Annotated in this window: 23 protein-coding genes; 5 read left to right on the top strand and 18 right to left on the bottom strand. The window is 49.4% G+C overall.

Annotation, left to right across the window (positions count from 1 at the left end; translation table 11 throughout):
* Positions 1-8: 8 nt before the first annotated feature.
* Complete coding sequence (locus ABWW03_RS15175) at positions 9-401, top strand: acyl-CoA thioesterase (RefSeq protein WP_353409599.1); 393 nt, start codon at positions 9-11, stop codon at positions 399-401.
* Positions 402-455: 54 nt separating this feature from the next.
* Here the strand turns inward: ABWW03_RS15175 and ABWW03_RS15170 are convergent, their stop codons facing one another.
* Both ABWW03_RS15170 and ABWW03_RS15165 read right to left on the bottom strand, forming a co-directional pair.
* Positions 456-1,136, bottom strand: a complete 681-nt coding sequence (locus ABWW03_RS15170) for a sensor histidine kinase (protein ID WP_353409597.1) — start codon at positions 1,134-1,136, stop codon at positions 456-458.
* A 34-nt stretch (positions 1,137-1,170) separates the two neighbouring features.
* Entirely contained in the window at positions 1,171-2,820 is a 1,650-nt protein-coding gene (locus ABWW03_RS15165) for a response regulator (protein WP_353409595.1), read from the bottom strand.
* A 258-nt stretch (positions 2,821-3,078) separates the two neighbouring features.
* On the opposite strand from ABWW03_RS15165, the gene cmoA reads away from it, so the two are divergent.
* Together cmoA and cmoB are read left to right on the top strand one after the other, a co-directional pair.
* Positions 3,079-3,789 (top strand): carboxy-S-adenosyl-L-methionine synthase CmoA, encoded by a 711-nt coding sequence (cmoA, locus tag ABWW03_RS15160; protein WP_353409873.1) that lies wholly within the window; start codon positions 3,079-3,081, stop codon positions 3,787-3,789.
* Positions 3,786-4,757, top strand: a complete 972-nt coding sequence (gene cmoB, locus ABWW03_RS15155; protein ID WP_353409593.1) for a tRNA 5-methoxyuridine(34)/uridine 5-oxyacetic acid(34) synthase CmoB — start codon at positions 3,786-3,788, stop codon at positions 4,755-4,757. The genes cmoA and cmoB overlap by 4 nt, the downstream gene beginning before the upstream one ends.
* Positions 4,758-4,863: 106 nt before the next feature.
* Here the strand turns inward: cmoB and ABWW03_RS15150 are convergent, their stop codons facing one another.
* The gene (locus ABWW03_RS15150; protein ID WP_353409591.1) at positions 4,864-5,250 is read right to left on the bottom strand and encodes a GFA family protein; all 387 of its coding nucleotides are present in this window, start codon (positions 5,248-5,250) and stop codon (positions 4,864-4,866) included.
* A 175-nt stretch (positions 5,251-5,425) separates the two neighbouring features.
* Here ABWW03_RS15150 and speB point away from each other — a divergent pair, with 175 nt between their 5' ends.
* On the top strand, positions 5,426-6,343 hold the full coding sequence (gene speB, locus ABWW03_RS15145) for an agmatinase (RefSeq protein ID WP_353409589.1): 918 nt from the start codon (positions 5,426-5,428) through the stop codon (positions 6,341-6,343).
* A 106-nt stretch (positions 6,344-6,449) separates the two neighbouring features.
* On the opposite strand, the gene paaE is transcribed toward speB, so the two are convergent.
* From paaE to paaA, 5 genes are all read right to left on the bottom strand, one after another.
* On the bottom strand, positions 6,450-7,529 hold the full coding sequence (paaE, locus tag ABWW03_RS15140) for a 1,2-phenylacetyl-CoA epoxidase subunit PaaE (RefSeq protein ID WP_353409587.1): 1,080 nt from the start codon (positions 7,527-7,529) through the stop codon (positions 6,450-6,452).
* A 71-nt stretch (positions 7,530-7,600) separates the two neighbouring features.
* Entirely contained in the window at positions 7,601-8,173 is a 573-nt protein-coding gene (gene paaD, locus ABWW03_RS15135) for a 1,2-phenylacetyl-CoA epoxidase subunit PaaD (RefSeq protein ID WP_353409585.1), read from the bottom strand.
* Between the two features lie 32 nt (positions 8,174-8,205).
* Entirely contained in the window at positions 8,206-8,973 is a 768-nt protein-coding gene (gene paaC / locus ABWW03_RS15130; RefSeq protein ID WP_353409583.1) for a 1,2-phenylacetyl-CoA epoxidase subunit PaaC, read from the bottom strand.
* A 25-nt stretch (positions 8,974-8,998) separates the two neighbouring features.
* Positions 8,999-9,289, bottom strand: coding sequence for a 1,2-phenylacetyl-CoA epoxidase subunit PaaB (paaB, locus tag ABWW03_RS15125; RefSeq protein ID WP_435372763.1), 291 nt, complete (start codon positions 9,287-9,289; stop codon positions 8,999-9,001).
* Between the two features lie 48 nt (positions 9,290-9,337).
* The gene (paaA, locus tag ABWW03_RS15120; protein ID WP_353409581.1) at positions 9,338-10,303 is read right to left on the bottom strand and encodes a 1,2-phenylacetyl-CoA epoxidase subunit PaaA; all 966 of its coding nucleotides are present in this window, start codon (positions 10,301-10,303) and stop codon (positions 9,338-9,340) included.
* Between the two features lie 477 nt (positions 10,304-10,780).
* On the opposite strand from paaA, the gene ABWW03_RS15115 reads away from it, so the two are divergent.
* Complete coding sequence (locus ABWW03_RS15115) at positions 10,781-11,923, top strand: sterol desaturase family protein (RefSeq protein WP_353409579.1); 1,143 nt, start codon at positions 10,781-10,783, stop codon at positions 11,921-11,923.
* A 49-nt stretch (positions 11,924-11,972) separates the two neighbouring features.
* Here ABWW03_RS15115 and pcaF read toward each other — a convergent pair whose 3' ends face one another.
* From pcaF to ccoG, 10 genes are all read right to left on the bottom strand, one after another.
* Positions 11,973-13,175 carry a 3-oxoadipyl-CoA thiolase gene (gene pcaF / locus ABWW03_RS15110; RefSeq protein ID WP_353409577.1) on the bottom strand — a complete coding sequence of 401 codons (1,203 nt, stop codon included), beginning with the start codon at positions 13,173-13,175 and terminating at the stop codon, positions 11,973-11,975.
* A gap of 27 nt (positions 13,176-13,202) precedes the next feature.
* Positions 13,203-13,676: a hydroxyphenylacetyl-CoA thioesterase PaaI gene (paaI, locus tag ABWW03_RS15105; RefSeq protein ID WP_353409575.1), complete on the bottom strand. Its 474-nt coding sequence runs from the start codon at positions 13,674-13,676 to the stop codon at positions 13,203-13,205.
* Between the two features lie 3 nt (positions 13,677-13,679).
* Entirely contained in the window at positions 13,680-14,471 is a 792-nt protein-coding gene (paaG, locus tag ABWW03_RS15100) for a 2-(1,2-epoxy-1,2-dihydrophenyl)acetyl-CoA isomerase PaaG (RefSeq protein WP_353409573.1), read from the bottom strand.
* Positions 14,472-14,650: 179 nt separating this feature from the next.
* Positions 14,651-15,601, bottom strand: a complete 951-nt coding sequence (locus tag ABWW03_RS15095) for a helix-turn-helix domain-containing protein (protein WP_353409571.1) — start codon at positions 15,599-15,601, stop codon at positions 14,651-14,653.
* 370 nt (positions 15,602-15,971) lie between these two features.
* Positions 15,972-17,552 (bottom strand): methyl-accepting chemotaxis protein, encoded by a 1,581-nt coding sequence (locus ABWW03_RS15090; RefSeq protein ID WP_353409569.1) that lies wholly within the window; start codon positions 17,550-17,552, stop codon positions 15,972-15,974.
* A 421-nt stretch (positions 17,553-17,973) separates the two neighbouring features.
* Positions 17,974-18,816, bottom strand: coding sequence for a sulfite exporter TauE/SafE family protein (locus ABWW03_RS15085; protein ID WP_353409567.1), 843 nt, complete (start codon positions 18,814-18,816; stop codon positions 17,974-17,976).
* Between the two features lie 6 nt (positions 18,817-18,822).
* On the bottom strand, positions 18,823-19,053 hold the full coding sequence (gene ccoS / locus ABWW03_RS15080) for a cbb3-type cytochrome oxidase assembly protein CcoS (protein ID WP_353409565.1): 231 nt from the start codon (positions 19,051-19,053) through the stop codon (positions 18,823-18,825).
* A gap of 53 nt (positions 19,054-19,106) precedes the next feature.
* A complete protein-coding gene (locus ABWW03_RS15075) occupies positions 19,107-21,488 on the bottom strand; it encodes a heavy metal translocating P-type ATPase (RefSeq protein WP_353409563.1) in 2,382 nt (793 codons plus the stop codon).
* Positions 21,485-22,000, bottom strand: coding sequence for a FixH family protein (locus ABWW03_RS15070; RefSeq protein ID WP_353409561.1), 516 nt, complete (start codon positions 21,998-22,000; stop codon positions 21,485-21,487). The genes ABWW03_RS15075 and ABWW03_RS15070 overlap by 4 nt, the downstream gene beginning before the upstream one ends.
* A gap of 278 nt (positions 22,001-22,278) precedes the next feature.
* On the bottom strand, positions 22,279-23,709 hold the full coding sequence (gene ccoG, locus ABWW03_RS15065; protein WP_353409559.1) for a cytochrome c oxidase accessory protein CcoG: 1,431 nt from the start codon (positions 23,707-23,709) through the stop codon (positions 22,279-22,281).
* Positions 23,710-23,823 lie beyond the last annotated feature (114 nt).

The raw sequence follows: 23,823 nt of genomic DNA, 5'->3' as shown, positions 1-23,823 counted from the left end.
TGAACCCCATGTTTCTCCATCAACTGGAACCTCGCTTCGCTGAGACTGACGCCCTTGGTCATATCAGCAACACCATTTTTCCAATTTGGTTTGAAGACGCGCGCACACCCGTATTCAAAATCTTCAACCCGAATATGAACGTACATAAGTGGACATTGATTTTAGCGCGCCAGGAAATTGATCACACCGCCCAAACCTTTATTGGCAAAAGCGTGACCATTCAGACCGGCCTCGGCCATATTGGTAATTCATCCTTCGAATTAATTCAGATTGCTGAACAAGAAGGTGAAATCATCGCAAAAGGAAAAGCGGTTCTGGTTCATTTCGATTATGAAAAACAAAAGGCCAGCCCCATTCCGGAAGACATTCGAGCCCAGCTGGACGCCCACAAGATGGCCTAAACAAAAAAGCTGCTCACTGAGCAGCTTTTTTGTTTGTGAACTTGAGTGAAACGACTAAGGTAAACGCAGCTGAAATAAACCGCCATCATAAGCACCACCATTGGCAATACTTAAGCTACCGCATTCGTTTTGCTTGGTATGCAGTTCAGCAACTCTTCGACTGCAGAAATAATCCAGTTGGGGACTGTTAAACTGTTCAGGCAATTGTTTCAATTCCGCTTGATCCAACATGAACTTAGGGTAACCATTGCCATCGTCTGAGATCGATATCAGCAACTGACCACTATCCTCCTCCGCGACAAGCTGTACCCGCCCTTTACTGTAGCGAGCGCAATTCACCAAGGTCTTGTATACCACCGCAGAAATCAGCTCATTGTCAAAATACCAATTGAAATTTTCATCACATTGTAAATCCACTTCGACACCTCGAATCTCTAAAAGAGAATCACAGTTCGCCAGCTGCTCCTGTAAAGTATCAATCAAGTAATACTCATCGATTTGGGGCACCAAGTCATGGTTCGATAATTTATGCAGCAACTGCAACTGAAACAGTTCGGTGTTGATTCGAGCCGCTTCATAATGCAGGCTCGCATAAGCTTGGCGCTGATTTTCATCCAGGCTCTGGCTGTGTTCGTTCATTACCTCCAGCGAGCTTAACAGCATGCTGAGAGAACTTTTCATGTCCTGAACGCCCGTTGCCAGAACTTGTGGAAAACTAATATTATCGCTGCTCATGTGTATTTCTTGTATCACAGTGGGCCTACATTAATTATTCAATCGGCGCCCGACGGCTACCTTGGCTAATGGAACGGCAAATATCACGCAATTGTCGGAAGCGTTCAAACTGCGGATTGTCGACATCAATTTTCTGTTCGGCAGCCTGCAGTACTTTTTCGCAATGTTGCATTCGTTCAGTACTGAACCCAAAGGCCTTTATATGACCGGTATAGGCCTGAACCAGGTTCAGCATGATGCCGACATGATTCGGAAACAACTGCCGTGCTTGCACAAAACAGTTGATCGCATCTTCGTATTGGTGATTTTTGTAAAAACTGATGCCTTCGCGGTTAATGTCTTTCACCTTCGCACGATTTTCCTCGCTGAGAGGCTCATCCAGAAGCACATCCAGTTTTTCCAATGCTTTTTGATCGTTTTCATAGAGACGGACCAATTCACCCAAGCACTGTTTCGCCCGAGTGTTTTCTCCGAGATCAAACAATGCGTACACTCTGTCCAGTTCTGTTTCAAATTCCTGGCGTCGGCCATCGGCACCCATGTAACTCTCGGTTTGGGCAAGAACCTCTTTGGCTTTTTTAGTATTACCCTGCGCGAGATAGATCCGGGACTCAATCAGACCGGATTGCAGTTTTTCATCTTCACTGAGCTCGAAACGACGATCCAGACTTTCCAGATTAATCAGGGCGTCTCTCAGGAAATCACGACTCTCTTCCTGTTCTTCACCGGATATTGCTGCTGCACTCCGACCGAACTGCAAATGGTGTTCAATATCGTCATTACAGGAGTTCGTGCCCAAGCGGACCGTTTTGCGAAAGGCACCTGCGGCAACAGCCGGGTCATTATTCTTCAGTGCAATGTACGCCAGCTCGCGATTTCGTTTCAGAGACAGAGGGGAAACCTTCACCGCTTTTTGTAAGAGTTGCTGAAGACCGATACTGTCGCCGCGCTGCTCATAATCGCTCATCAATACATCGTAGGCCGCCATACACAGAGGGTTTTCCAGAATGATTTCGCGCAACATTTTGCTGGACTCGTCCCACATACCCTGAAGTTGCTTGAGTTTGGCCAAACCGACTACGGCCCAATCCACCCGACGACCTTCGAGAACACCCTCATAGAGGATTTCGGCGAGTTCAAAGTTTTCGGTTTCCAGATACAACTGCCCCAACAGCTTCTGGCAAGCCGTGGTGTAACGCGTACCGGTGGTAATCAACTCCTGCAGATGCGCAATCGCATCCTCCGGGCTATTGTCGTCCAGAGCTCTCAGAGCGGGCAGCATGGCATCGCGTTGAAGTAACATACGTTCCAATCGCTGCTGCAGGGCTTTGGCATTGATGGGTTTGGTGAAATAGCCGTCTGGCTCAAATTCATTGGCCGCCAGTACCACACTGCGGCTCGATTCAGCAGAAACAAAGGCGAATAGACTGGTTTTGGACAGGTATTTTTCCTGGTGAAGCTCTTCCAGGACCTGTTGACCGTTTTTGCCCTGACCTAAACTAAAATCACAGAGCACAACATCATAACGACGGGCACGACAGGCTCGCACCGCTTGAGTGCCATTCACAGCCATATCGACCGCAGCAACCCCCAGGGATTGCATTAGCTTCGCTACGGTCACCCTGAAGTTGTCGAAATCATCGACAACCAACATCCGCAGGGAGCCATAATTAGGGTAGGACATAAATGAATAACTCTGAAATCAGCAAATATTGTCCGCTTTAGGCGACTGTTTTTGTATTTTTCTATCTATTGTTATAGCACTTTTACAGAAATCTGCCTTTTGATTTGTCACTTGATTACCTCACCGCTAAAATCTCGATCCTTAATGTATCGGCCAGGACTGACTAAACTGCAATCTGGCCTTTTGAAAAGGTAATTTCAGGTGTCAGATCACCCCCTATCAACACAAGCGGATGCCGCAAAAGGTCAAACAGACCAAATTTTTGCGGAACCCCTGGCCAACATCGCCGGCTTTCAATTTGATCAGAAAGTCGTGGATGTCTTCCCGGATATGATCAAACGCTCGGTACCCGGCTATGCCACCACCATCAGCATGATTGGTGACCTGGCTCAGCGCTACGCTCAAAGTGACAGTTTTTGCTACGATTTGGGCTGTTCCCTCGGGGCAGCCACACTGGCAATGCGCCACCATATTCGAGCGGCCAATTGCGAAATCATCGCTGTCGACAACTCTCAGGCAATGATCGAACGCTGCCGCCAGGTGATGGCAGCGGACAGCAGCGAACTGGCCGTCGATCTGCGTTGCCAGGACCTGCAAGCCTGCAATATTAAGCGCGCCTCGGTTGTGGTACTCAACTTCACCCTGCAGTTTATTCCCAAGGAGGAACGCTCAGCGTTAATCTCCAAGATCTACGAAGGTTTGCTGCCCGGCGGTGTGCTGATTCTTTCTGAAAAGGTGCAGTTTGAAAATCAGGCTCACCAGGATCTTATGGTGGAACTGCACCACAATTTCAAACGCGCGAATGGTTACAGCGATCTGGAAATTGCGCAAAAGCGCAGCGCCATTGAAAACGTACTGATTCCCGAAACCCTCGACGAACATAAAAGCCGATTAAGCGAAGCTGGATTCAGCAGTGCCGACGTCTGGTTCCAGTGTTTTAACTTTGCTTCTTTGATTGCGATTAAATGATTGAGTACTACCAAGACCTATTAAACGACGTAGCCGAAGGCCCTCTGGCTAAGTGGGCGGAACAGATGCCGACACAGATTGCCGCTCATTTGAATGAACAACGCTATGGTGATTTGCCGAAATGGCAGGCGGCAATGGAAGCTATGCCTGAGGTGCAAGCCCAGTACCTGAACCTTAAGGATGCTGTTCACATTGGTGAGGCCTGTGAACTCGATACAGAGACACAGACCGCTCTGGAAACACAACTGCGAGCTCTCATTCCTTGGCGCAAAGGCCCATATCAGGTGTTTGATACCTTTATTAACACCGAGTGGCGTTCAGATTGGAAATGGGATCGTGTACTACCGCATCTGGCACCGCTGAAAAATCGCAGTGTGCTCGATGTCGGTTGTGGCAACGGCTATCACTGTTGGCGCATGCTAGGTGAAGGCGCTAGCCGCGTTATTGGCATCGACCCTTCCCCACGCTTCGTTGTGCAGTTTTACATGTTGAAAAAGCTGATTGGTCAGGCACCTGTGGACCTGCTGCCTATTGGTATCGAAGAGGTGCCGGACAACCTGCAAGCATTTGACACCACCTTCAGCATGGGTGTTCTCTACCACCGACGCTCCCCTATGGATCATCTGCGCGAGCTCAAATCGACACTTAAACCCGGTGGCCAGCTGGTGCTGGAAACCCTGGTGATCGAAGGCGCACTGGGCGAATGTTTAGTTCCCGAAGGCCGCTACGCCATGATGAACAATGTATGGTTCCTTCCCAGCACCGCCACCCTGCTGAGCTGGATGAAAAAATGCGGTTTTAAAAACCCAAGAGTGGTCGATGAGAGCGTCACCAGCTGCGAAGAACAGCGCAGCACCGATTGGATGCTGTTTCACTCTTTGAACGAATTTCTGGACCCGGAAGATAAAAGCAAAACCGCCGAAGGTCACCCCGCACCCAGGCGGGCGGTGTTGATCGCTGAAGTGTAAACCGATCTTTGCAACGGCACAGGAGGCCATGCCTCCTGTGCGTATTTCACCCGTGTTTGCGCATCAGCTCAGTCATTTCTCCCCCAAAGAATTAGAAATCGACGACTCAAAACTCGGGTTTCATCGGTAGAGAACGTTCAAGTGAATACCAGTGAGCCTTTTCGGAAACCCATATATGCTCCTTCTCTCGATTATCGATAGGCTCATCAAGGGTACCTAAACGCAACACGATATAATGTTTATTATCACGTTTCGCATAAATTTGACTTCCACAGCTCGAACAAAAATAACGGTGTTTTCCCGGCGATGATTCATAGGAAGACAGATGTTCTTCTCCCATTAAGGAAAACTCATCGACATCAATCATTGCAACACTGGAAAAAGCCGATGCATGGGCCTTTCGGCAAGTCACGCAATGGCAATGCGTCACCTCTATCAGCTCAGTCAATATTTGATACTGAACCTTTCTGCATAGACAACTTCCTCCAGCCATCTGTTTCTCCATATTCAGCGTGATAAGAGATACCCCAGAGCGTAAACTCAAACCCTCTACCCCCAGGGTGGTATCGACAGTTTTATCTCAAAATCTTAATGTCTGAGCATCACCCAAGTATTAGATGGTCTGGTGTGAAACTCACAATTACATAATGAACGAGTGTATAGAGTCTATGTCCTTTAGCAATCACTTCGGAAATGATCCGAATACCTACGCCAATATTTTCAGTTTCATGGGTTTGCCACTCGGCCGTGAACTTGACGACGCCGTAGATGCCGTCATTCTGGGAATTCCCTACGATTTGGCAACGTCCGGTCGCTCTGGCACTCGTTATGGCCCAAACGGTATCCGCCAGGCCTCGGCCCAATTGCGCTGGGAAGAAAAACGTTGGCCTTGGACATTTAAGCTAAGCGACAAATTACGCTGCTTGGACTATGGAGATGTGTGTTTTACCGATGGCGACAGCGAGAGCATGATCGCCGAGCTGACTGACATGGCCGATACCATCCTATCAGCTGACAAAACATTGCTGAGTCTGGGCGGGGACCACTTTTTAACACTGCCCTTGTTGAGATCGGCGGTGAAGCACCACGGCCAGCTGGCACTCCTTCACTTCGATGCCCATACCGACAATGAAGTCAGCGATGCAAAATATAACCATGGTTCGATGTTTTATCATGCACCAAAGGAAGGACTCATCGATACCGATCACAGCATTCAGGTTGGCATACGCACTGAATACAACTATGACGATCACCCTTTCAAGGTACTTGATGCTTCGTGGGTCAACGAGCAATCTCTAGACACGGTATTGGCTGAAATCAAACAGCGAGTTGGGAATATGCCCGTCTATCTGAGCTTTGATATCGATTGCCTGGACCCGGCCTTTGCCCCGGGTACCGGTACTCCCGTCAGCGGTGGATTAACGGCCGATAGAGCCCTGCAAATCTTACGTGGCCTTCAGGATCTGAATATTGTTGCTGCGGATGTCATGGAAGTCGCGCCGGCCTATGATCATGCCGAAATTACGTCCCTGGCGGCCGCAACCATTGTGTTGGAACTCTTGCATGTCATCGCCGCGAAGCGATAGGACAGCTTCCCAGGTACTGCGCTGACGCTAAGCCAAAACAAACATCATAAAAAAGCCCGGCATTGCCGGGCTTTTTTATGAGATACGCAAGATATTGAATTGCGGACTATTTCTCATCAAAATCGATTACGACTTTTTCAGTTACCGGGTGGCACTGGCAAGTCAGCACAAAGCCTTCTTCGACTTCCCACTCTTCCAGCGCGTAATTCACATCCATTTTCACTTCACCTTCGACCACTTTTGCGCGACAAGTACAGCACACACCACCCTTACAAGCGAAAGGTAGATCGGCACCGGCATCTAAGGCTGCGTCCAGAATATTCACACCGCCTTCGGCCACTTCCAGATTGGTTTGCATGCCATCAACGATAACGGACACCTGACGAACGGGACCGGCATCTTCTGGATTTACAACAACTTTCTTGGCAGCTGTGGGGGCAACACCAAAGAGTTCGAAGTGGATATTCTTTTTATCCATGCCACGCGCTTGTAAAGTGTCACGAATCGCTTCAGTCATATCCTGAGGACCGCAAATATAGACCTCGTTTACACTGGCAACATCCAATACCTTATCCGCTAGCATATTCACTTTTTCGGCGTCGATACGGCCGTTCAGAATTTCGGATTCCTGCTCCTCACGGCTCAAGACATTCAGCAGCTGAAAACGCTCCGGATATCGGTTTTTAATGCCCAGAATGGTTTCGCGGAACATCATATTGGCGACATTTTTGTTACCGTAAACCAAGGTGAACACGCTGTCTGGCTCAGTTTCCAGTGTGGTTTTCAAAATGGAGAGAATCGGCGTAATACCGGAGCCGGCTGCAAAACCTAAGTAGTGTTTACGGGCGGATGGGTCCAGAGGGGTATTGAAGCTCCCTTCGGGTGGCATGACGGCCAGCCTGTCGCCTTCTTTCAATTCATCGTTGGCAAAGGTCGAAAACAAACCACCGTCAATTTTTTTGATCCCAACACGCAACTCGCCGTCGTTTACGCCACTGCAAATTGAATAGTTACGGCGAATTTCCTGGCCCTCGATATCGGTTTTCATCACCAGATGCTGCCCCTGGGTAAACGTCAAATACAGGTCCTGTAACTCACCAGGCACATCAAAAACAATGGAAACCGCATCACTGGTTTCCTGCTGAATCTTGGCAACCGTTAGGTCATGAAAATGATGGTCGGTCATGGTTAATCACTCGTCTTTTATTGGCGATGAATGTTCACCGCTCATTATTGTGCTTTGCCAGGAGCGAAGCGCTAGATACATTTAAAATAATCAAAGGGCTCTTGGCAGCTATCACATTGATACAAGGCCTTGCAGGCGGTAGAGCCGTGCCGCGAGACTTCCCGAACCTCAGAAGACTGACACTTGGGGCAACTCACCTCAGGCGCGTGCCCCAACAGCACTTTCAGGCTACTGGTCGATTCCATTGGAGGCGCAATACCGTAGTCTCGCAATTTTTGTTTGGCTTCATCACTGAGCCAATCACTTGTCCAGGCGGGAGACAATCGAGTATCAATTTTGATGTTCGGTATTCCCAATTTTTCCAGGCATACTCGAATATCGTCTTCAAAATGTCCCATGGCAGGACAACCTGAATAGGTTGGCGTGATGGTCGTGACGAGGGTATCCCCCTGCCACTCGACATCACGCAACACCCCCAGTTCACGCGCCGATAACACCGGAATTTCCGGATCGACAACCGTACTTAAGGCTTCCTCGATATCACTCATCTCGATCGCTTGTGCCTCGGCCACCGTTAACATCGGTGGCCGGTCACTGCTGATCAGGTTGCCATTAATAAAGCTACCTACTGGGTTATAGTCCATACCATGCTCCCGCAAATGCAGTTGCTATTGGCCTACCACTGCAGGCCAGGATGACAACGCTGTACATATTGCATTTCGGCTAATAGAAAGCCTAACTGCTCAGTGTGCAAACCTTTGCGACCCCCACTGCGATCATACTCAGGTTCAGGACGCTGCAACGTGGCTTCAGCGAACACATCATCAACGCTGGCGATCCACTTCTCTTTCACCACATTCAAATCAACACCAATACCGGCATCCACCATCATTTGATCAATGCTGTCCATCTCAAACATTTCATTTACAAAACGAGACGTTTCGGAAATAGCATCGCTCATGCGTTGATGACTGTCTTCGGTGCCGTCACCCAGGCGCTTCACCCACTCAGCGTTGTGGCGGAAGTGATAACGGCACTCCTTCACAACTTTCTTGGCGATTGCCGCCAGGGTTTCGTCTTTGGAATTGCACAGTTCAGTATAGAAATGCAGATTCCAGACATCCGCATAAAACTGGCGAATGGTGGTGTAGGCAAAATCACCTTTTGGCTGTTCCATTAACAAGTAGTTCGTAAATTCACGCTCATCACGATGGAAAGCCAATTCATCTTCATCACGACCTTTACCTTCGACTTCACCCGCATAGCTGTACAACATGCGGCAGCGACCCAGTAAATCCAGAGCCGTGTTAATTACACCAATATCTTCTTCCAGAAACGGGCCGTGACCACACCACTCGGATAGACGGTGGCCCAGAATAAGAGCATTGTCCGCCAACCGTAGGGTGTAGGTGAACAAAGCTTCTTTTTGTGTCAAATCACTCATAGCGTTTACCTAATCATCAACGGGCTTACATGTGTTTTACGTCAGCAGGCACATCGTAGAAGGTCGCATGGCGATACACCTTATCGTCTGCTGGCTCGAAAAACGCCTCTTGATCGTCTGGCTGGCTGGCAACAATATGCTTGGCCTCAACCACCCAAATGCTGTTACCTTCACTACGGCGGGTATAAACGTCACGAGCGTATTGCAAAGCCTGCTCGGCATCAGCGGCGTGAACACTGCCACAATGCTTGTGATCCATACCACGCTTGCTGCGTACAAAAACTTCCCACAGTGGTAAATACTGATCAACCATCATTCTTCTCCTTTCAGTCGCCATCTTCGGCGCTAATTTCAGCTATATCGCTCAGGCGACGGATTGTTTTTTATTGGCTTGCTTCTTCTGATAAGCCAATGCAGCTTCACGAACCCAATTGCCTTCATCGTGGGCTTTTTGGCGAGCCTGCAAACGTTCATGGTTACAAGGACCATGGCCTTTAACTACGGCAAAGAACTCATCCCATGGCATTTCACCAATATCATAGTGACCACGCTCTTCGTTCCATTTGCAATCGGGATCAGGCACTTCCATTCCCAAGTATTCGATCTGGGGAACAGTCTGGTCGACGAACTTCTGGCGTAGCTCATCGTTGGAAAAACGTTTGATTTTCCACTTCATGGATTGTGCAGAGTTGGGTGATTCGGCGTCGCTAGGACCAAACATCATCAAGGCGGGCCACCAATAGCGATTGATCGCATCCTGACACATCTTCTTCTGGGCCTCGTTACCACGAGCCAGAGCCAGCATCCCTTCGAAACCTTGACGGGCATGGAAGCTTTCTTCCTTACAGACACGAATCATTGCGCGAGAATAGGGCCCATAAGATGTCCGACACAAGGCCACCTGATTTACGATCGCCGCCCCATCTACCAGCCAACCAATAGCCGGTACATCGGCCCAACTCAACGTCGGATAGTTGAAAATACTGGAGTACTTCGCCTTACCCGCATGCAGATCATCAATCATTTGCTCACGAGAAGAACCCAGAGTTTCGGCCGCACTGTACAAATACAAACCGTGGCCCGCTTCGTCCTGAACCTTGGCCAATAAAATGGCTTTGCGGCGCAGGGATGGAGCACGGGTAATCCAGTTACCTTCCGGCAACTGACCGACCACCTCTGAGTGGGCGTGCTGGGAAATCTGACGAATCAACGTACGGCGGTAAGCCTCAGGCATCCAATCTTTGGGCTCGATTTTCTTTTCGGCGTCAACGCGATCCTGAAACTCTTTTTCCAATGCGTCGATATCGACGACTTGATCTTGCGGAGTCATTATTGTCGTTCCTCCTGGGCTTATCACTGCGTTAGCCTGGTCATTCACTCCACCCTGCTTCAAAGACAACACACTTGAAACAATGACTGAGCAGATGCACCAGCTGAATTTACTTTATGCGTTTATGATACGTTTTTGCAGGATTTAGTCAATATTTGTGTATCATTTTATTTTAAGGTCATTTTATCCAATAAAATCAATAAGTTAAGAATAAGCAGCCCACCCTTATTCTTAATTCGACTCTCTTTCATTGACCAAAAGTACCCAAACAACAGCCCATTCAACCAACTCAGCAATCTCCCAAGCAGCACCGAAGCCCGACCATCGCCACCTCTGCCCCGACGTCGTCAAGCCCGACAAGCGATATCTTTAGGGAAATCAGGGCCGCATGGATAAAGCAAAAAAATAGCGTTATTGACCCAATGCCCTTCCAATCGCTTCAGGTACACTAAAAGAAAACAATAAAGACGGCTCACAATGGATCAAGCACCCGACCTCTTCGCCATGGGCATTCCTCTGTTCATGCTGCTCTTTCTTATCGAGATTATTGCTACGGTACTTCGAAAGAAGGACTGGTATCGAATCACCGATACCATCAACACCCTCTCCACTGGAGTGCTGAATATCAGCAGTAACACGCTCAGCAAATTCATGACCATCGCCATCTATAACTTCTTCTTGCAATTTGCTCCGCAGGAACTGCCCAGCTCTGCGCTGTGGGTATGGGTTGTGGGTTTTATTGCCTATGACGTTTGCTACTATTGGAATCATCGCCTGGGACATGAACGCAATATTCTCTGGGCCGCCCACTCTGTGCACCACCAAAGTGAAGAGTACAATCTGGCCACCTCTTTCCGCCAAACCAGTTTTAGCTGGGTCTTCAGCTGGGTGTTTTACGTCCCGATGGCATTGGCCGGAATTCCGCTGTACGTGTTTATTTTTGCCGGTACGCTGGATCTGTTGTATCAGTTCTGGATTCACACACGCCACATTCCTAAATTGGGCTGGCTTGAAAACATTATGGTCACACCCTCCAGTCACCGAGTGCATCACGGCTGCAACCCACGCTATATGGATAAAAACTATGGTGGTGTATTTATAATCTGGGACCGCTTGTTCGGCAGCTATCAGGAAGAGCTAGAAGATGAACCTGTGCGATACGGAATTTCAACGCCTTTGAGAAGCTGGAACCCTATCTGGGCGAATGTGGCTTTTTATCATCAACTTGCCAGAGACAGCTGGTATACCGCACATTGGCGAGACAAATTGCGTATTTGGTTTATGCCTACGGGTTGGCGCCCTGCGGATGTTAACGACCGCTTCCCTTTGGAAAAGCGTGACGAGCACTATCAAAAATTTGATGCTCACCCACAGCCATGGCTGCAGTGGTATTTTGTTTTGCAATTTTTTATGGTGATTTTAGGCTTGATGGCTTTTTTGTCCGTTGCGGATCAACAAAGCCTGGCCTTCAATGCAATTATGAGCAGTTGTTTCGCCATGCACTTGTATTGGATAGGGAAATCACTGGAGAACCGAGAAGGGATAATGAACAGAGAATGTGTCAGGCTGTTGACTTGCCTTCCCATCTATCTGTTTTGGCAATACAGCTTAACATTGTAATACAAGCCTCAGCATAAGGAGCTCGCGGTAACGAGCTTCTTACTCGCGATTACACTCGCTCGATGATCAAAGCGATGCCTTGTCCCACACCAATGCACATCGTGCACAAGGCGTAGCGACCGCCCGTGCGATGCAACTGATACATTGCCGTCGTCACCAGACGTGCACCCGACATCCCCAGAGGATGACCCAATGCAATTGCTCCGCCATTTGGATTCACTCGAGCATCATCATCTGCCACACCCAGTTCACGCAAAGTGGCCAAGCCCTGAGCTGCAAAGGCTTCATTCAGCTCAATCACATCCATGTCATCAATGCTCAAGCCGGCTTTAGCCAACACTTTTTTGGACGCAGGTGCCGGACCGATACCCATAATGCGCGGCTCAACACCCGCGGTCGCCATAGCGACAACTTTCGCTTTTGCAGTCAGCCCATGCTGTTCAACGGCTTCAGCAGACGCCACCAGCAATGCGCAAGCACCATCGTTCACACCTGAGGCATTGCCCGCTGTCACACTACCACCATCACGGAAAGGTGCACGCAGTTTCGCCAACGCGTCGAGACTGGTTTCGCGAGGATGCTCATCTTTGTCGACAACAATCGGGTCACCTTTACGCTGAGGAATGGTGACCGAAACAATTTCATCGTCAAAACGTCCTTCACGCTGTGCCGCAGCGGCTTTCATTTGACTGGCCAGCGCCATCTTGTCCTGATCTTCGCGTGAAACGTTAAAATCTTCCGCAACATTTTCGGCCGTCTCCGGCATGGAATCGATGCCATACTGTGACTTCATTTGTTTGTTCACAAATCGCCAACCGATTGTGGTATCGAATATTTCAGCATTGCGACTAAACGCCGTTTCCGCTTTGCCCATCACCATCGGAGCACGAGACATGGATTCAACACCACCGGCAACAATCAGGTCCGCCTCGCCGGCTTTAATGCTGCGGGCGGCCATACCAACCGCATCCATGCCTGAGCCGCACAATCGGTTGATGGTTGAACCTGGCGCTTCAATGGGCAGGCCCGCCAATAACGCCGACATGCGTGCAACATTGCGGTTGTCTTCACCCGCCTGGTTCGCACAGCCGTAAAACACCTCATCCAATTGCGTCCAGTCAACACCGGGGTTGCGCTCCAGCAACGCCTTCATTGGAATTGCACCCAAGTCATCGGCACGGACTTTCGATAAGCTGCCACCATAGCGACCAATCGGGGTTCGAATAGCGTCACAAATAAATGCGTCTTTCATAATTTCCTCAAGCTAGAACTATTGCTTTTATTCCGCGTCACTGCCAGCAATCACCGCGCCGCGAATTTTGTAAGACTTACCACGAAACAATGCGAGCAGAGTTTCGTCCTGATTATAAATAGAAATATCGTAACAACCGGTACGGCCGGCAAGAGAACGCTCTTCCGCCACGGCGGTTAAGCGATCACCTTCACGACCCGGCGCGAGGTATTCGATAGAGCAACCGCCAGCCACAGTATTTTGATTACGACTGTTGCAAGCGTAGGCAAAGGCCGTATCGGCCAGAGCAAACAAATAACCGCCATGGCAAGTCGCATGCCCATTCAGCATGCGATTCTGAACGGTCATACTCAATTCAGCTCGACCAGGCCCTACGCTAACGATATCAATGCCCATATCCTGGGCAGCAATATCCCGCTCAAACAAGGCATTAGCCGATGCCTGAGCCAATGCTTCCGGGCTCATTTGCGCGACGTCTGCTGCACGGTATTGTTCAGCCATGTCTTAACGCCCTTTGAATTCTGGCTTGCGCTTTTCCTTAAAAGCCGCAACGCCTTCTTTGTAATCTTCCGTGCGGCCACCAATGCGCATATATTCTTTTTCCAGTTCCAATTGTTCGTGCAAACTGTTCGAAGTGGACTCACGCAAAGCGCGCTTGGTCATGGCTAAACCTTTCGTGGGCTGACTGGCAAAATGGGTCGCCAAAGCGTTGGCTTTTTCCATCAACTCCGCATCCTCAACGCACTCCCAGATCAGCCCCCATTTTTCCGCTTGCTCAGCAGACAACTTATCGCCGAGTAAGGCTAAGCCTTTTGCACGCGCCAAACCCACCAAACGAGGTAAAGCCCAGGTCCCCCCAGAATCCGGAATCAATCCGATTTTACAGAAGGCCTGAATAAAGCTGGCGCTCTTCGCCGCCAACACAATGTCGCAAGCCAGAGCAATACTCGCACCAGCGCCCGCCGCCACACCATTGACGGCACACACCACTGGCATGTCCAGATTGTGAATTGAACGAATCAGAGGGTTGTAGTTTTTCTCTACAGAATCACCTAAATCTGGCATCTGACCATCAGCAGAGACCGAACGATCTCCCAAATCCTGCCCCGCACAAAAGCCACGCCCATTGGCGGTAATCAGCAGACAACGGGCTTCACCACCCGTACGCACTTGCGTAATCGCCTGCCGTACCTCCTCGTGCATCTGGGTATTGAAGCTGTTGAGGTTGTCGGGACGGTTCAACGTCAAAACCGCGACACCGTTGTTTATGGAGAACTCAATGGTTTCAAAGCTCATAATCACTCCTCATTATTCTGTGGGCATGTCTCTGGCCAAACCGCCAATTCAGCGAACGGTCTGCTCGGATTGCAAAGCACTTAGATTACACATAAAGATACAAAATAGATAGAAAAAATAGATTTCTCGTATCACTTTAACCAAAAACAGTACTCGGTACACGAATTCACTTTGACGGATTAGCCCTGAAGGTGGTGGCGTTGGCGATACTGACGAGGGGTAATACCATAGGCCGACTTGAACACCCGATTAAAGTGAGAGGCGTCGTTAAACCCCCAACGGAAGGCAATTTCAGTAATGGTGTAGATGTCCATACCGGGGTCGTCGAAGCAGTTCTTGCAAGCTTCCACTCGCTCTCTCTGAATGTAGCGAGATACCGAAGTATTCTCATCATTAAACAGCATATGGAGATAACGCGTGCTGATATCGTGTGCCTTGGCAATCCAATCAGGGCATAGGCGGGAATCGCCCAGATGCTTTCGGATGAAGGCTTTAATTCGGAACAAATGCTCTGTTTTGACACCATCATTGTCGATGCGGGGCCGGGTCTGGCCATGCTCCAATGCGGTGGCCAGCAAATCAAATACATTGTTTTCCAGCTTGGAAGCCAGCAGTGGGTCCATATTGTCCAACATGGGCCCCATACTGTGAACCATTTGACTCAGGAGCCCATTGGCGCCAACGTCGGCCGCCATGCGTTGCCCGAGAAAGCTGTCGGGTTCTCGTACGGCCTGCTGCAGAGCGGCCTGGGGGACTGCCAACACAATTTGGCGGTAGAACTCAGGAAAGTGCAATTCGTAGGGTTCGGTGTTGCTGCACAAGACAAAATCGCCGGGCCTAAGATGAGCCTCTTGACCTCGCTGACGCACCAGGCCTTCGCCAGAGGTCTGGAATTTCACTAAATACTGGGGGGTTTCAATCGTCGACATATGAGCTTTGCGACGAAAGACATTGATTGCACTACTGGTGATGTCCACAACGCCCAGCTTGCTCATTTCCCGGGCCTCAATCCGACTCTGAAAGCGACCGCTGTCATTTTCCACGGGCACACAACTCATATCAAAAAAGGTGTTGCTCACATGGCTTTGAAAGCTATCAAACGATTCCAGAACTTCAATATGTGTGGACATAGGACTATCTCGGGCTAGAACCTACTCATAAGGCATCTACAGCGTGATACCCAACAAAGTGGCATGACCTTTATCTCAGGAAAGGTTTTATTGTCTGGGCACAATACTGGCAGAATGAGGCTCGGAGGTCTAGTCACTTTACAGGTAAAAGAATGACAGACCGATGACAGCGGCCACCGTTGATTAGGTATTGAAAGGCCGGAAATGGACAAACCCAGAACCGCTCCGGGTCCTGGGTTTAACCACTGACTCCCCCAAATGGCAGAGGAAACTCGCCGAAGCAAATATCGTTTCCTCGCGCTTTCACACCCTAAAAGGCCCTGATAATGACGGCAGGCACTAACGACACAGCGAAGCTATGCCGTTAAATTTAGCGACTCAAGCGACGATTTCTATCCCAGAAGAATTCGGATAGATAATGTAGACCTTTCGCTGAGTGATCAATCTCCTGACTTTCGCTGTCCGAGGTTTCGGCACTCTGGAGATTGGTTTCAGAACTGTCGCGGATATGGGTCACACTGCGACTGATATCATCAGAAACATTGGATTGTTGTTCAACCGCGGCGGAAATCTGTTGGTTCATGCCATTGATACTGTCGATTGCTCGTTCAATGGCTTCCAGCGAATCCACAGCCTGGGTCGCTTTTTCCATACACTCGCTGGCCTGAGCAATACCCTGCCCCATCATGCTGACGGACTCTTTGGTACTGCTCTGTAATGCGACAATCATCGATTCAATTTGTGCTGTAGAATCCTGGGTACGATTAGCCAATGTACGCACTTCTTCGGCTACGACCGCAAACCCTCGGCCCATTTCCCCGGCACGCGCCGCTTCAATCGCCGCGTTCAGTGCAAGCAAATTGGTTTGCTCGGCGACGTTTTTAATCACATCTAAAATGGAGCTAATGTTATTTCCGTCCTGCTCCACTTTGTTGAGCGAAGTAGACACACTTTCCATTTCATTTTTGAACGATTCAATCAAAGCTTGAGTATCTTGTACGACGGATTTTCCAGACAGAGCCGAATCTCGGGCGCCGACAGCAGAATCGGCAGCCAATTGAGCATTGCTGGCCACTTCCTGAATGCTTGCACTCATTTCATTTGCAGCGGTAGCAACCGAATCTGTTTCTGAAAACTGTTTACGCGTTTCCTCTTTGCTCTGCTTCAGCAAGTCGCTGACAAAACTGGATTTATGTTGAAAATCTTTTGAGGTAGCCTGCATACGCCCAATGAGACCAGACGCTTCGGAACGCAACATTTGCAGCGCAAATGAAATCCCGCCCGCATCGTCCTGACGTCCCGTGTAGATGTAACGCGCCAGAATATCGTCTGATACCTTATTGCACTCATCAATCGCATTAAGGATAGGTTTATTGCAGAGATATAAGCCTCCAGCAAAGGCAATAAACATCATCACTGCCAACATGCCCGCTTGTACCAAGGACACGGGAAATAACGCGGCAGATAGTCCTGCACACAGCAAGCTCGCCGCACTCAATGCCAACACATTTTGAATTCGAGTCGACAGAAAAAACGGCAGGCCACCACCGTCGTTAATTTTGCTGTACGTTTCTTTTGCCCGGGCAATAACCTCAGGTTTAGCCTTCTGGCGAACCGATTGGTATTCAATATCGTCGCCGTTCACAATCGGAATGGCATAAGCATCGACCCAATAATAGCTACCGTCCTTACAACGGTTTTTCACTATGCCTTTCCAAGATCGATTGGATTTCAACGAGCCCCAAAGGCTGGCAAAAGCAGCTGGCGGCATATCGGGGTGGCGAACAATATTATGATCTTCACCAATCAGTTCGTCTTTTTCGAAACCACTGATTTTAATAAAGTCATCGTTTACGTAACGGATTTTTCCCTGGAAATCAGTGGTCGAAAGAATGTTCGACGATTCCAGCAATTCAATCTCATTATCATTGACTGGTAAATTTTTTCTCATGGCACTGTCACTTCCCGCTCATTTCAATTTGCAATCACTTTAATTTTTGTAGCGCTCCGTGCCTGAAATCCCTAAGTACCTCGTAACCCTGCTATCGGCAGAAAAAAAACTTCTTTACTCAAAGTAGCACAGTTTTTTTCGTCGATTTCCGGCTGCATTTTTTTGTACAAAAGCGCATTTTGCGTAGAGAGAGACTCTTTTAAAATCAAAGACTTAAAAGTCCACACGATGTATAAGGTGTCATTCCTGACAAGTCAAAAGTTGCACAAGGCGACGAATGGCGCGCCACGCTTCCAGCGTCGAACAACGAATTTAACCGCAAATGAAGTAGGTGATTTATATTCGCTTTTGATGGAATAAGCCTAGGAAACACCGTTTAAACGGTGTTGAAAGAGGTGCATGTGATGAGGTCAAATTTGACCTATTGGGTCTCCTCATCGGTGCTGTTGGAATGGCCCATTTTGTCGTGATTCATGCCTTCATGATTCATATTTTCATGGTTCATATTACCGTGATTCATATTTTGATGGTTCATACCCTCATGATGCATGTCGCTCTTACTTGGGGCACCGTGATGCCCGTGTGCATCATGCCCACTGTGTGACAGTGGCATCCAGAGTGTCCAAATACCAAAAACGATAATACTGATGGCAAACAGGCGACGAACCCAAGTATTTTGAAAAACGGATTTAAAGCCCTGAGCTGCCCAACCGCTGGCGACAACCGCCGGGAGAGTTCCCATGCCAAAACCCAACATGGCAACTGCCCCACCCATTGCACTGCCCTGTGCTACAGAATACGCCAAAGCACTGTAGACCATGCCACAAGGCAATAGCCCCCAAGCCAAACCCAGTAAAACAGCCTGGCCTGGACGTTGAACGGGTAATAATGATTTGGTAATTGGCTGAATGTACCGCCATAAAACGCCACCCAGCTTTTCCAGATAACTCAGCCCACGCCACCAGTTCGCGAGGTACAAGCCCATGGCAATTAATAATGCGCCCGCAATCACCCTCAGCACCGACGCTGCGCCAATTTGATTGCCAAGAATCCCGGCCACTGTGCCCAACAGGGTATAACTCGATACACGTCCCAGGTTATAGCTGAACAGAATAGCGGTTCGCTTGCCCTGCTGTTCGGGCCCAATAGCAAAACCCAACGCCGAGGCAATACCACCGCACATTCCCAGGCAATGACCACTGCCCAGCAGGCCCACACTGAATGTCGCCAGAAACACCGGCCACAGGGAAAGTAAATCGCTCATAGTATTCTAAGGAGACTCGTTATCGCTGGAGTCGTATTTGGCATCAGCCGAGTTGGAGTTTGAGGTCTTCGATGCACTGTCGCGCTTCTTTGCAGGTGCGTCATCATCAAATAAGATGCGCTGCCCCTCGGTGTCCAGATCATCAAACTGATGATTATCAACCGCCCAGAAAAATACTTTGGCGGCGATAATGACAAACACAATCGCAATGGGGATTAGGATATACAAACTGTCCATTGATACCTCTGGAGCTATTTATAAAACGCTGGCCAAGCGTTGCTGTTTCAAAATTACGCTTTGTTTAAACGCAGTGCATTCAGTACCACGATCAACGAGCTCGCTGACATTCCAATCGCAGCAGCGTATGGGGGAACCCAGCCGGCGGCCGCCAGAGGCAATGCCAACACATTGTAAGCAATCGCCCAAGTCATGTTTTGAGCAATTATTTTACGAGCTAAAAAGCTACTTTCAATGGCTCTGGGTAAGGCCTGTAAATCGCCACTGAGCAACAAACTGTCGGCATGGGTTTGGGCAATATCACTGGCGCCCGACATCGCTACAGAAACATCCGCACCCGACAACACGGGGACATCATTAATGCCGTCGCCCACCATCATGACAATATCACCGTGTTCCTGATAAGACTGCACTTTCGCCAGTTTCTCTTCGGGAGACACCATAGCGCTAGCATCGCGAATATTGAGCTGTTCCGCAATGTGGCATACCGTCGCAGTGGCATCGCCAGACAATAATTCAATATGGATGTTGTCGTCCTGCAAAGCGTTCAATGCTGGCGCAGCACTTGCCCTCAAAGCATCGGCTAAAAATATTTCGGCGACCAGCTGTCCGTCCACCGCCAGCACAATCGCTCGCGTATCAAGAGTGCTGGCAGGCAGCACAAAAGCCGCACGCCCCAGGCGTACTTCTTTTCCCTTCCAAGTTCCGCTAACACCCGCACCGGTATGGGATTGTACGTCACCCACATCGAGATGTTGCTCAAAACCTCGAAACGCTTTCGCAATGGGATGACTGTTGCCTCGCTCAAGGGCCGCAGCCAAAGACAACACGTCGTCGTTCTCAAGCTCACCATGACATACGACTTTTTCAACAGTTGGCTGCCCTTCCGTCAAAGTGCCGGTTTTATCAAAAACAGCGCGATCAAGTTTCGTCAGTGTTTCGATTACATGCCCTTTGACAATTAACAGGCCTTGCCGGCGCAATCGGTTGGTCGCTGCGGTGAGCGCGACCGGCGTTGCCAAAGACAGGGCACAAGGACAAGTCACCACCAGAACTGAGAGAGTAATCCACAAGGCGTCTTCGGGTTTGTGCTGCCACCAGAATAGAAATACCGCACTGGCAATCAAAAGCACCGCTGCCACAAAATACGCTGAAACCCGATCGGCAATCGCTACCTGGGCCGGTTTTTCCTGCTCGGCTTGTGCCACCAGGCGTGAGATAGACGACAAGCGGGTGTTATCCCCAAGAGCACTGACTTTAATCCAGAGCGGGCTTTCGCCATTCACCGTACCCGCCGCAACCGTTTGCCCGACGGTTTTGGCTACTGCCATGGACTCGCCGGTCAACAGGGATTCATCAACCTGGCTTCGACCTTCCAACACATAACCGTCGCAGGGAATGGTTTCCCCTGACATCACCATCACTGTCTCGCCGGGTTTGATCAGTTTCAGTGGCACGGTTTCAATATTCTTGTCTTCGTCACAACGATGGGCGGTAGGCGGTAAGAGCTGCGCCAGATTACCAGCGGCAAAGCCCGCACGGTGACGAGCGCGCATTTCCAAATAACGGCCAATGAGCAGTAGAAATGTAAACATCGACACCGAGTCAAAATAGACATCGGGTCCGTTACTGATCGTTGCCCAAACGCTGGCAAAATACGCCAGAAGAATCGCGATGGAGACAGGAACGTCCATCACTAAATGGCGGGTTTTAATGGCTCGCCAAGCAGCCTGATAAAACGGCACGGCACTGTAAAAAACCACAGGACTGGCAAACAACCAACTCACAAAACGCAAGTAACCCTGCCACTGTTCGCTGATACCGAACATTTCGCCGCCGTAGAGAGCAATAGCAACCATGCCCACTTGCATCATGCCGAGACCGGCAATGCTCAAACGACGCAGCGCTTTACGATTTTCGTCATCAAGCAGTCGATTCTGGTTTTCATCGGTTGCCGGCTGGGGGCGAAAACCAATGTCGCTCAGGCTGGCAAAGATTTCGCTGAGTGCTCCTTTGGATTCATCGTAACTGATCCAGCAACGATGAGTGCTGGAATTCACTCGAACCTTACTGACTTGAGGCAAGCGCTGAACATGTTGCTCAATAAGCCAGACACAAGCCGCACAGGTAATCCCACCGAGCAGTAACTGTGCTTGTTTTTCCTCGCCCTCCATGGAAAGCACAAAGTCTTGCTGCACCTCCGGCAAGTCATAAACCGCCCAACTTTGTTGCTTGTCTTCATCGGGTCGGTCGGCGCTTTCACTGCGGTATTGATAGAACTGAGCCAAGCCACCACTAACGATGGCACTGGCGACAGCTTGGCAGCCCACGCAACACATGGGCTGTAGGGTGCCTTCAATTTCTACAGGGAAATCTGCACCGGCGGGAATGTCTAACTGGCAGTGATAACAGCGCTCTTCAGCAGCCTGGTTCACTGGGCCCCCAGCGTAGCAATTTTGGAATCTTTAAAGTTGATGTCACCATTCAGACGCCACTCAACTTCGTTGATATCGCCCACCGGGGACAAGCGCAAATATTGGCGGAAGGTTAGCTGATGCTCCAGATCACCACGATAACGGTTACCCTGCAAACGGTGCAGCACAACAATACGGTCGAACTCGTGATTGGTCGGGTGAATGATTTCGAGCTGCAATTGCTCTGGGTCTTGGACCAGGCCGGTAATGTCCATCAGGATATCCCCCACTTCCAGGTCAAACTCCAGCTGCGCAGCCAAACCCAGAGCCTTGGCTCTTTCGTCCTGCTCCAGACGTTGGTTAATCATCAGACCATCTTTGTAGTAGTTATCACTGACCACCGAATCGTCGGCATTGACGGCCAGATAAATGGTGATGGCACAGGCAATAACGACAGAACCGGGTAAAGCAATTAAAAACCAAGGGTAGAACTGCTTGTACCAAGGTACAGTATCTTCAATGGGTGCAGGCATAACAGCATCCTAATTACAAAAGCATATTACTGGCTAGATTGAATATGGGCACTCGGCCCAGCGGCTCACGACAGAGCTCTAAAAGTGCGGGCATTATAAACGAAGCCCGCTGAAAGTGCTGTATCTGGATCAAGTAGAATCGTATTCCCTTATGGGTGAAGTTTTGCGTAACTTTTCAGCCCTCCCAGAATGCAATAGGGCCGCATGTCAGCGACCCTATTCCAGAGGGAAATCAGGGCTATAGCTTTGATGCGACAGCCCCTTGTATCACAAATACGTCAGTTGTTGCTCGGCCCAATGAAGCTGGCTTTCTGGATCGCATGAACCGATGGATCGTCTTCAGCCTCAACCACAAAATAAATGGTTGATTTGGAAGAGCCCAGTTTGTCACGATCGATGCGCACACTTACCGGCAAGGAGAAAATTTCTCCTTCTTCAAGGAAGGCCCGATATTTTTTCTTCATCCGGTAGTCGCTAGACGCACTGCCGGTTTCATCGGATTGCACCGCCACGCTGAAATAGCTTTCGCCGCGCCCCATGTTGTTAATTTTTACCATATAAACGTTTTCGATATACTCCGGGGTTTCACGGAACAACTTTGCACCACGATCACGAATCACATCAACGCTCAATGGCGTGCGAGTGCCAATGGTATAGGCGAACAAGCCAATCATGACGACAACTGCTGCCACGTACCCGATAAAGCGCGGACGCAATACATGGGTTTCTCCGGTTTCCAGGGCATCCTGTGTCGTAAAACGAATGAGGCCTCGTGGATATTTCATGCGATCCATCACACTGTCACAGGCATCCACACACAAACCACAGTCAATACACTCGTACTGCAGACCGTCGCGAATATCAATGTCTACCGGGCAAACCTGCACGCACCACCCGCAATCAATACAATCACCCAAACCTTTGGATTTGTAATCTTCACGAGCTTTTCGTTTACCTCGAGTTTCACCACGGGCTTCATCGTAAGTGACCAACATGGTGTCGCGGTCGTACATAACCGACTGGAATCGAGCATACGGGCACATGTATTTGCACACCTGCTCACGCAGGAAGCCCGCATTTCCATAGGTGGCTGCGGTAAAGAAGAAGACCCAGAAAACGCCGGCCGGATGCGCGTCAAAAGTAAAAAGATCAACGATTAAATCCCTGGCGCCATAGAAATAGCCAATAAACGTAAAACCGGTGACAAAAGCAATCAACAACCACAAACCATGCTTGGACGCTTTCTTGCGGATTTTCTCAAAACTCCAAGGCGCTTTATCGAGCTTTATACGGGCATTGCGGTCACCTTCACATTTGTCCTCAGCCCATATGTACATCAGAGTCCAAACTGTCTGCGGGCAAGTAAAGCCACACCACACTCGCCCAACCAGAACGGTAACGGTAAACAAAGCGAAGGCCGCAATAATCAGCAACCAAGCCAGCAGCATAAAATCCTGTGGCCAAAAGGTCGTCCAAAGAATATGGAATTTTCGCTCGGGCAAATCAAACAGCACAGCCTGACGCCCTTCAATGTTAAACCAGGGCAACAACAAGAAGCCTAGCAACAACGGAATACCCGTGTATCGACGCAGACGCTGATAAAAGCCTTTAACTTTACGGGTATAAATTTTATTCGATCCAGCGTACAGATCGATGTACTGCTTTTGGGGTTTACTATCCACTTCAGTGGTAGGAATCTTATCAGTCACAACGAGACCTCTTCAGATTTACCCGGTTTATCCGGGTATCACGGCTGTCGCATGTTTTGACATGCTTCTCATCATTCGCTCGTGCCGCTTTAGCGGTTCTTGTGCCCTGATCGC

This window comes from Pseudoteredinibacter isoporae, from assembly GCF_040372805.1.
In the GTDB taxonomy this organism is placed as follows: domain Bacteria; phylum Pseudomonadota; class Gammaproteobacteria; order Pseudomonadales; family Cellvibrionaceae; genus Pseudoteredinibacter; species Pseudoteredinibacter isoporae_A.
This window is presented reverse-complemented; position numbering and strand designations above follow the sequence as displayed.

Coding starts and splice junctions, on each gene's coding strand:
- ABWW03_RS15175 (WP_353409599.1), top strand. CDS start 9: ATGTTTCTCCATCAACTGGAACCTCGCTTCGCTGAGACTGACGCCCTT.
- ABWW03_RS15170 (WP_353409597.1), bottom strand. CDS start 1,136: ATGAGCAGCGATAATATTAGTTTTCCACAAGTTCTGGCAACGGGCGTT.
- ABWW03_RS15165 (WP_353409595.1), bottom strand. CDS start 2,820: ATGTCCTACCCTAATTATGGCTCCCTGCGGATGTTGGTTGTCGATGAT.
- cmoB (WP_353409593.1), top strand. CDS start 3,786: ATGATTGAGTACTACCAAGACCTATTAAACGACGTAGCCGAAGGCCCT.
- ABWW03_RS15150 (WP_353409591.1), bottom strand. CDS start 5,250: ATGGCTGGAGGAAGTTGTCTATGCAGAAAGGTTCAGTATCAAATATTG.
- speB (WP_353409589.1), top strand. CDS start 5,426: ATGTCCTTTAGCAATCACTTCGGAAATGATCCGAATACCTACGCCAAT.
- paaE (WP_353409587.1), bottom strand. CDS start 7,529: ATGACCGACCATCATTTTCATGACCTAACGGTTGCCAAGATTCAGCAG.
- paaD (WP_353409585.1), bottom strand. CDS start 8,173: ATGGACTATAACCCAGTAGGTAGCTTTATTAATGGCAACCTGATCAGC.
- paaC (WP_353409583.1), bottom strand. CDS start 8,973: ATGAGTGATTTGACACAAAAAGAAGCTTTGTTCACCTACACCCTACGG.
- paaB (WP_435372763.1), bottom strand. CDS start 9,289: ATGATGGTTGATCAGTATTTACCACTGTGGGAAGTTTTTGTACGCAGC.
- paaA (WP_353409581.1), bottom strand. CDS start 10,303: ATGACTCCGCAAGATCAAGTCGTCGATATCGACGCATTGGAAAAAGAG.
- ABWW03_RS15115 (WP_353409579.1), top strand. CDS start 10,781: ATGGATCAAGCACCCGACCTCTTCGCCATGGGCATTCCTCTGTTCATG.
- pcaF (WP_353409577.1), bottom strand. CDS start 13,175: ATGAAAGACGCATTTATTTGTGACGCTATTCGAACCCCGATTGGTCGC.
- paaI (WP_353409575.1), bottom strand. CDS start 13,676: ATGGCTGAACAATACCGTGCAGCAGACGTCGCGCAAATGAGCCCGGAA.
- paaG (WP_353409573.1), bottom strand. CDS start 14,471: ATGAGCTTTGAAACCATTGAGTTCTCCATAAACAACGGTGTCGCGGTT.
- ABWW03_RS15095 (WP_353409571.1), bottom strand. CDS start 15,601: ATGTCCACACATATTGAAGTTCTGGAATCGTTTGATAGCTTTCAAAGC.
- ABWW03_RS15090 (WP_353409569.1), bottom strand. CDS start 17,552: ATGAGAAAAAATTTACCAGTCAATGATAATGAGATTGAATTGCTGGAA.
- ABWW03_RS15085 (WP_353409567.1), bottom strand. CDS start 18,816: ATGAGCGATTTACTTTCCCTGTGGCCGGTGTTTCTGGCGACATTCAGT.
- ccoS (WP_353409565.1), bottom strand. CDS start 19,053: ATGGACAGTTTGTATATCCTAATCCCCATTGCGATTGTGTTTGTCATT.
- ABWW03_RS15070 (WP_353409561.1), bottom strand. CDS start 22,000: ATGCCTGCACCCATTGAAGATACTGTACCTTGGTACAAGCAGTTCTAC.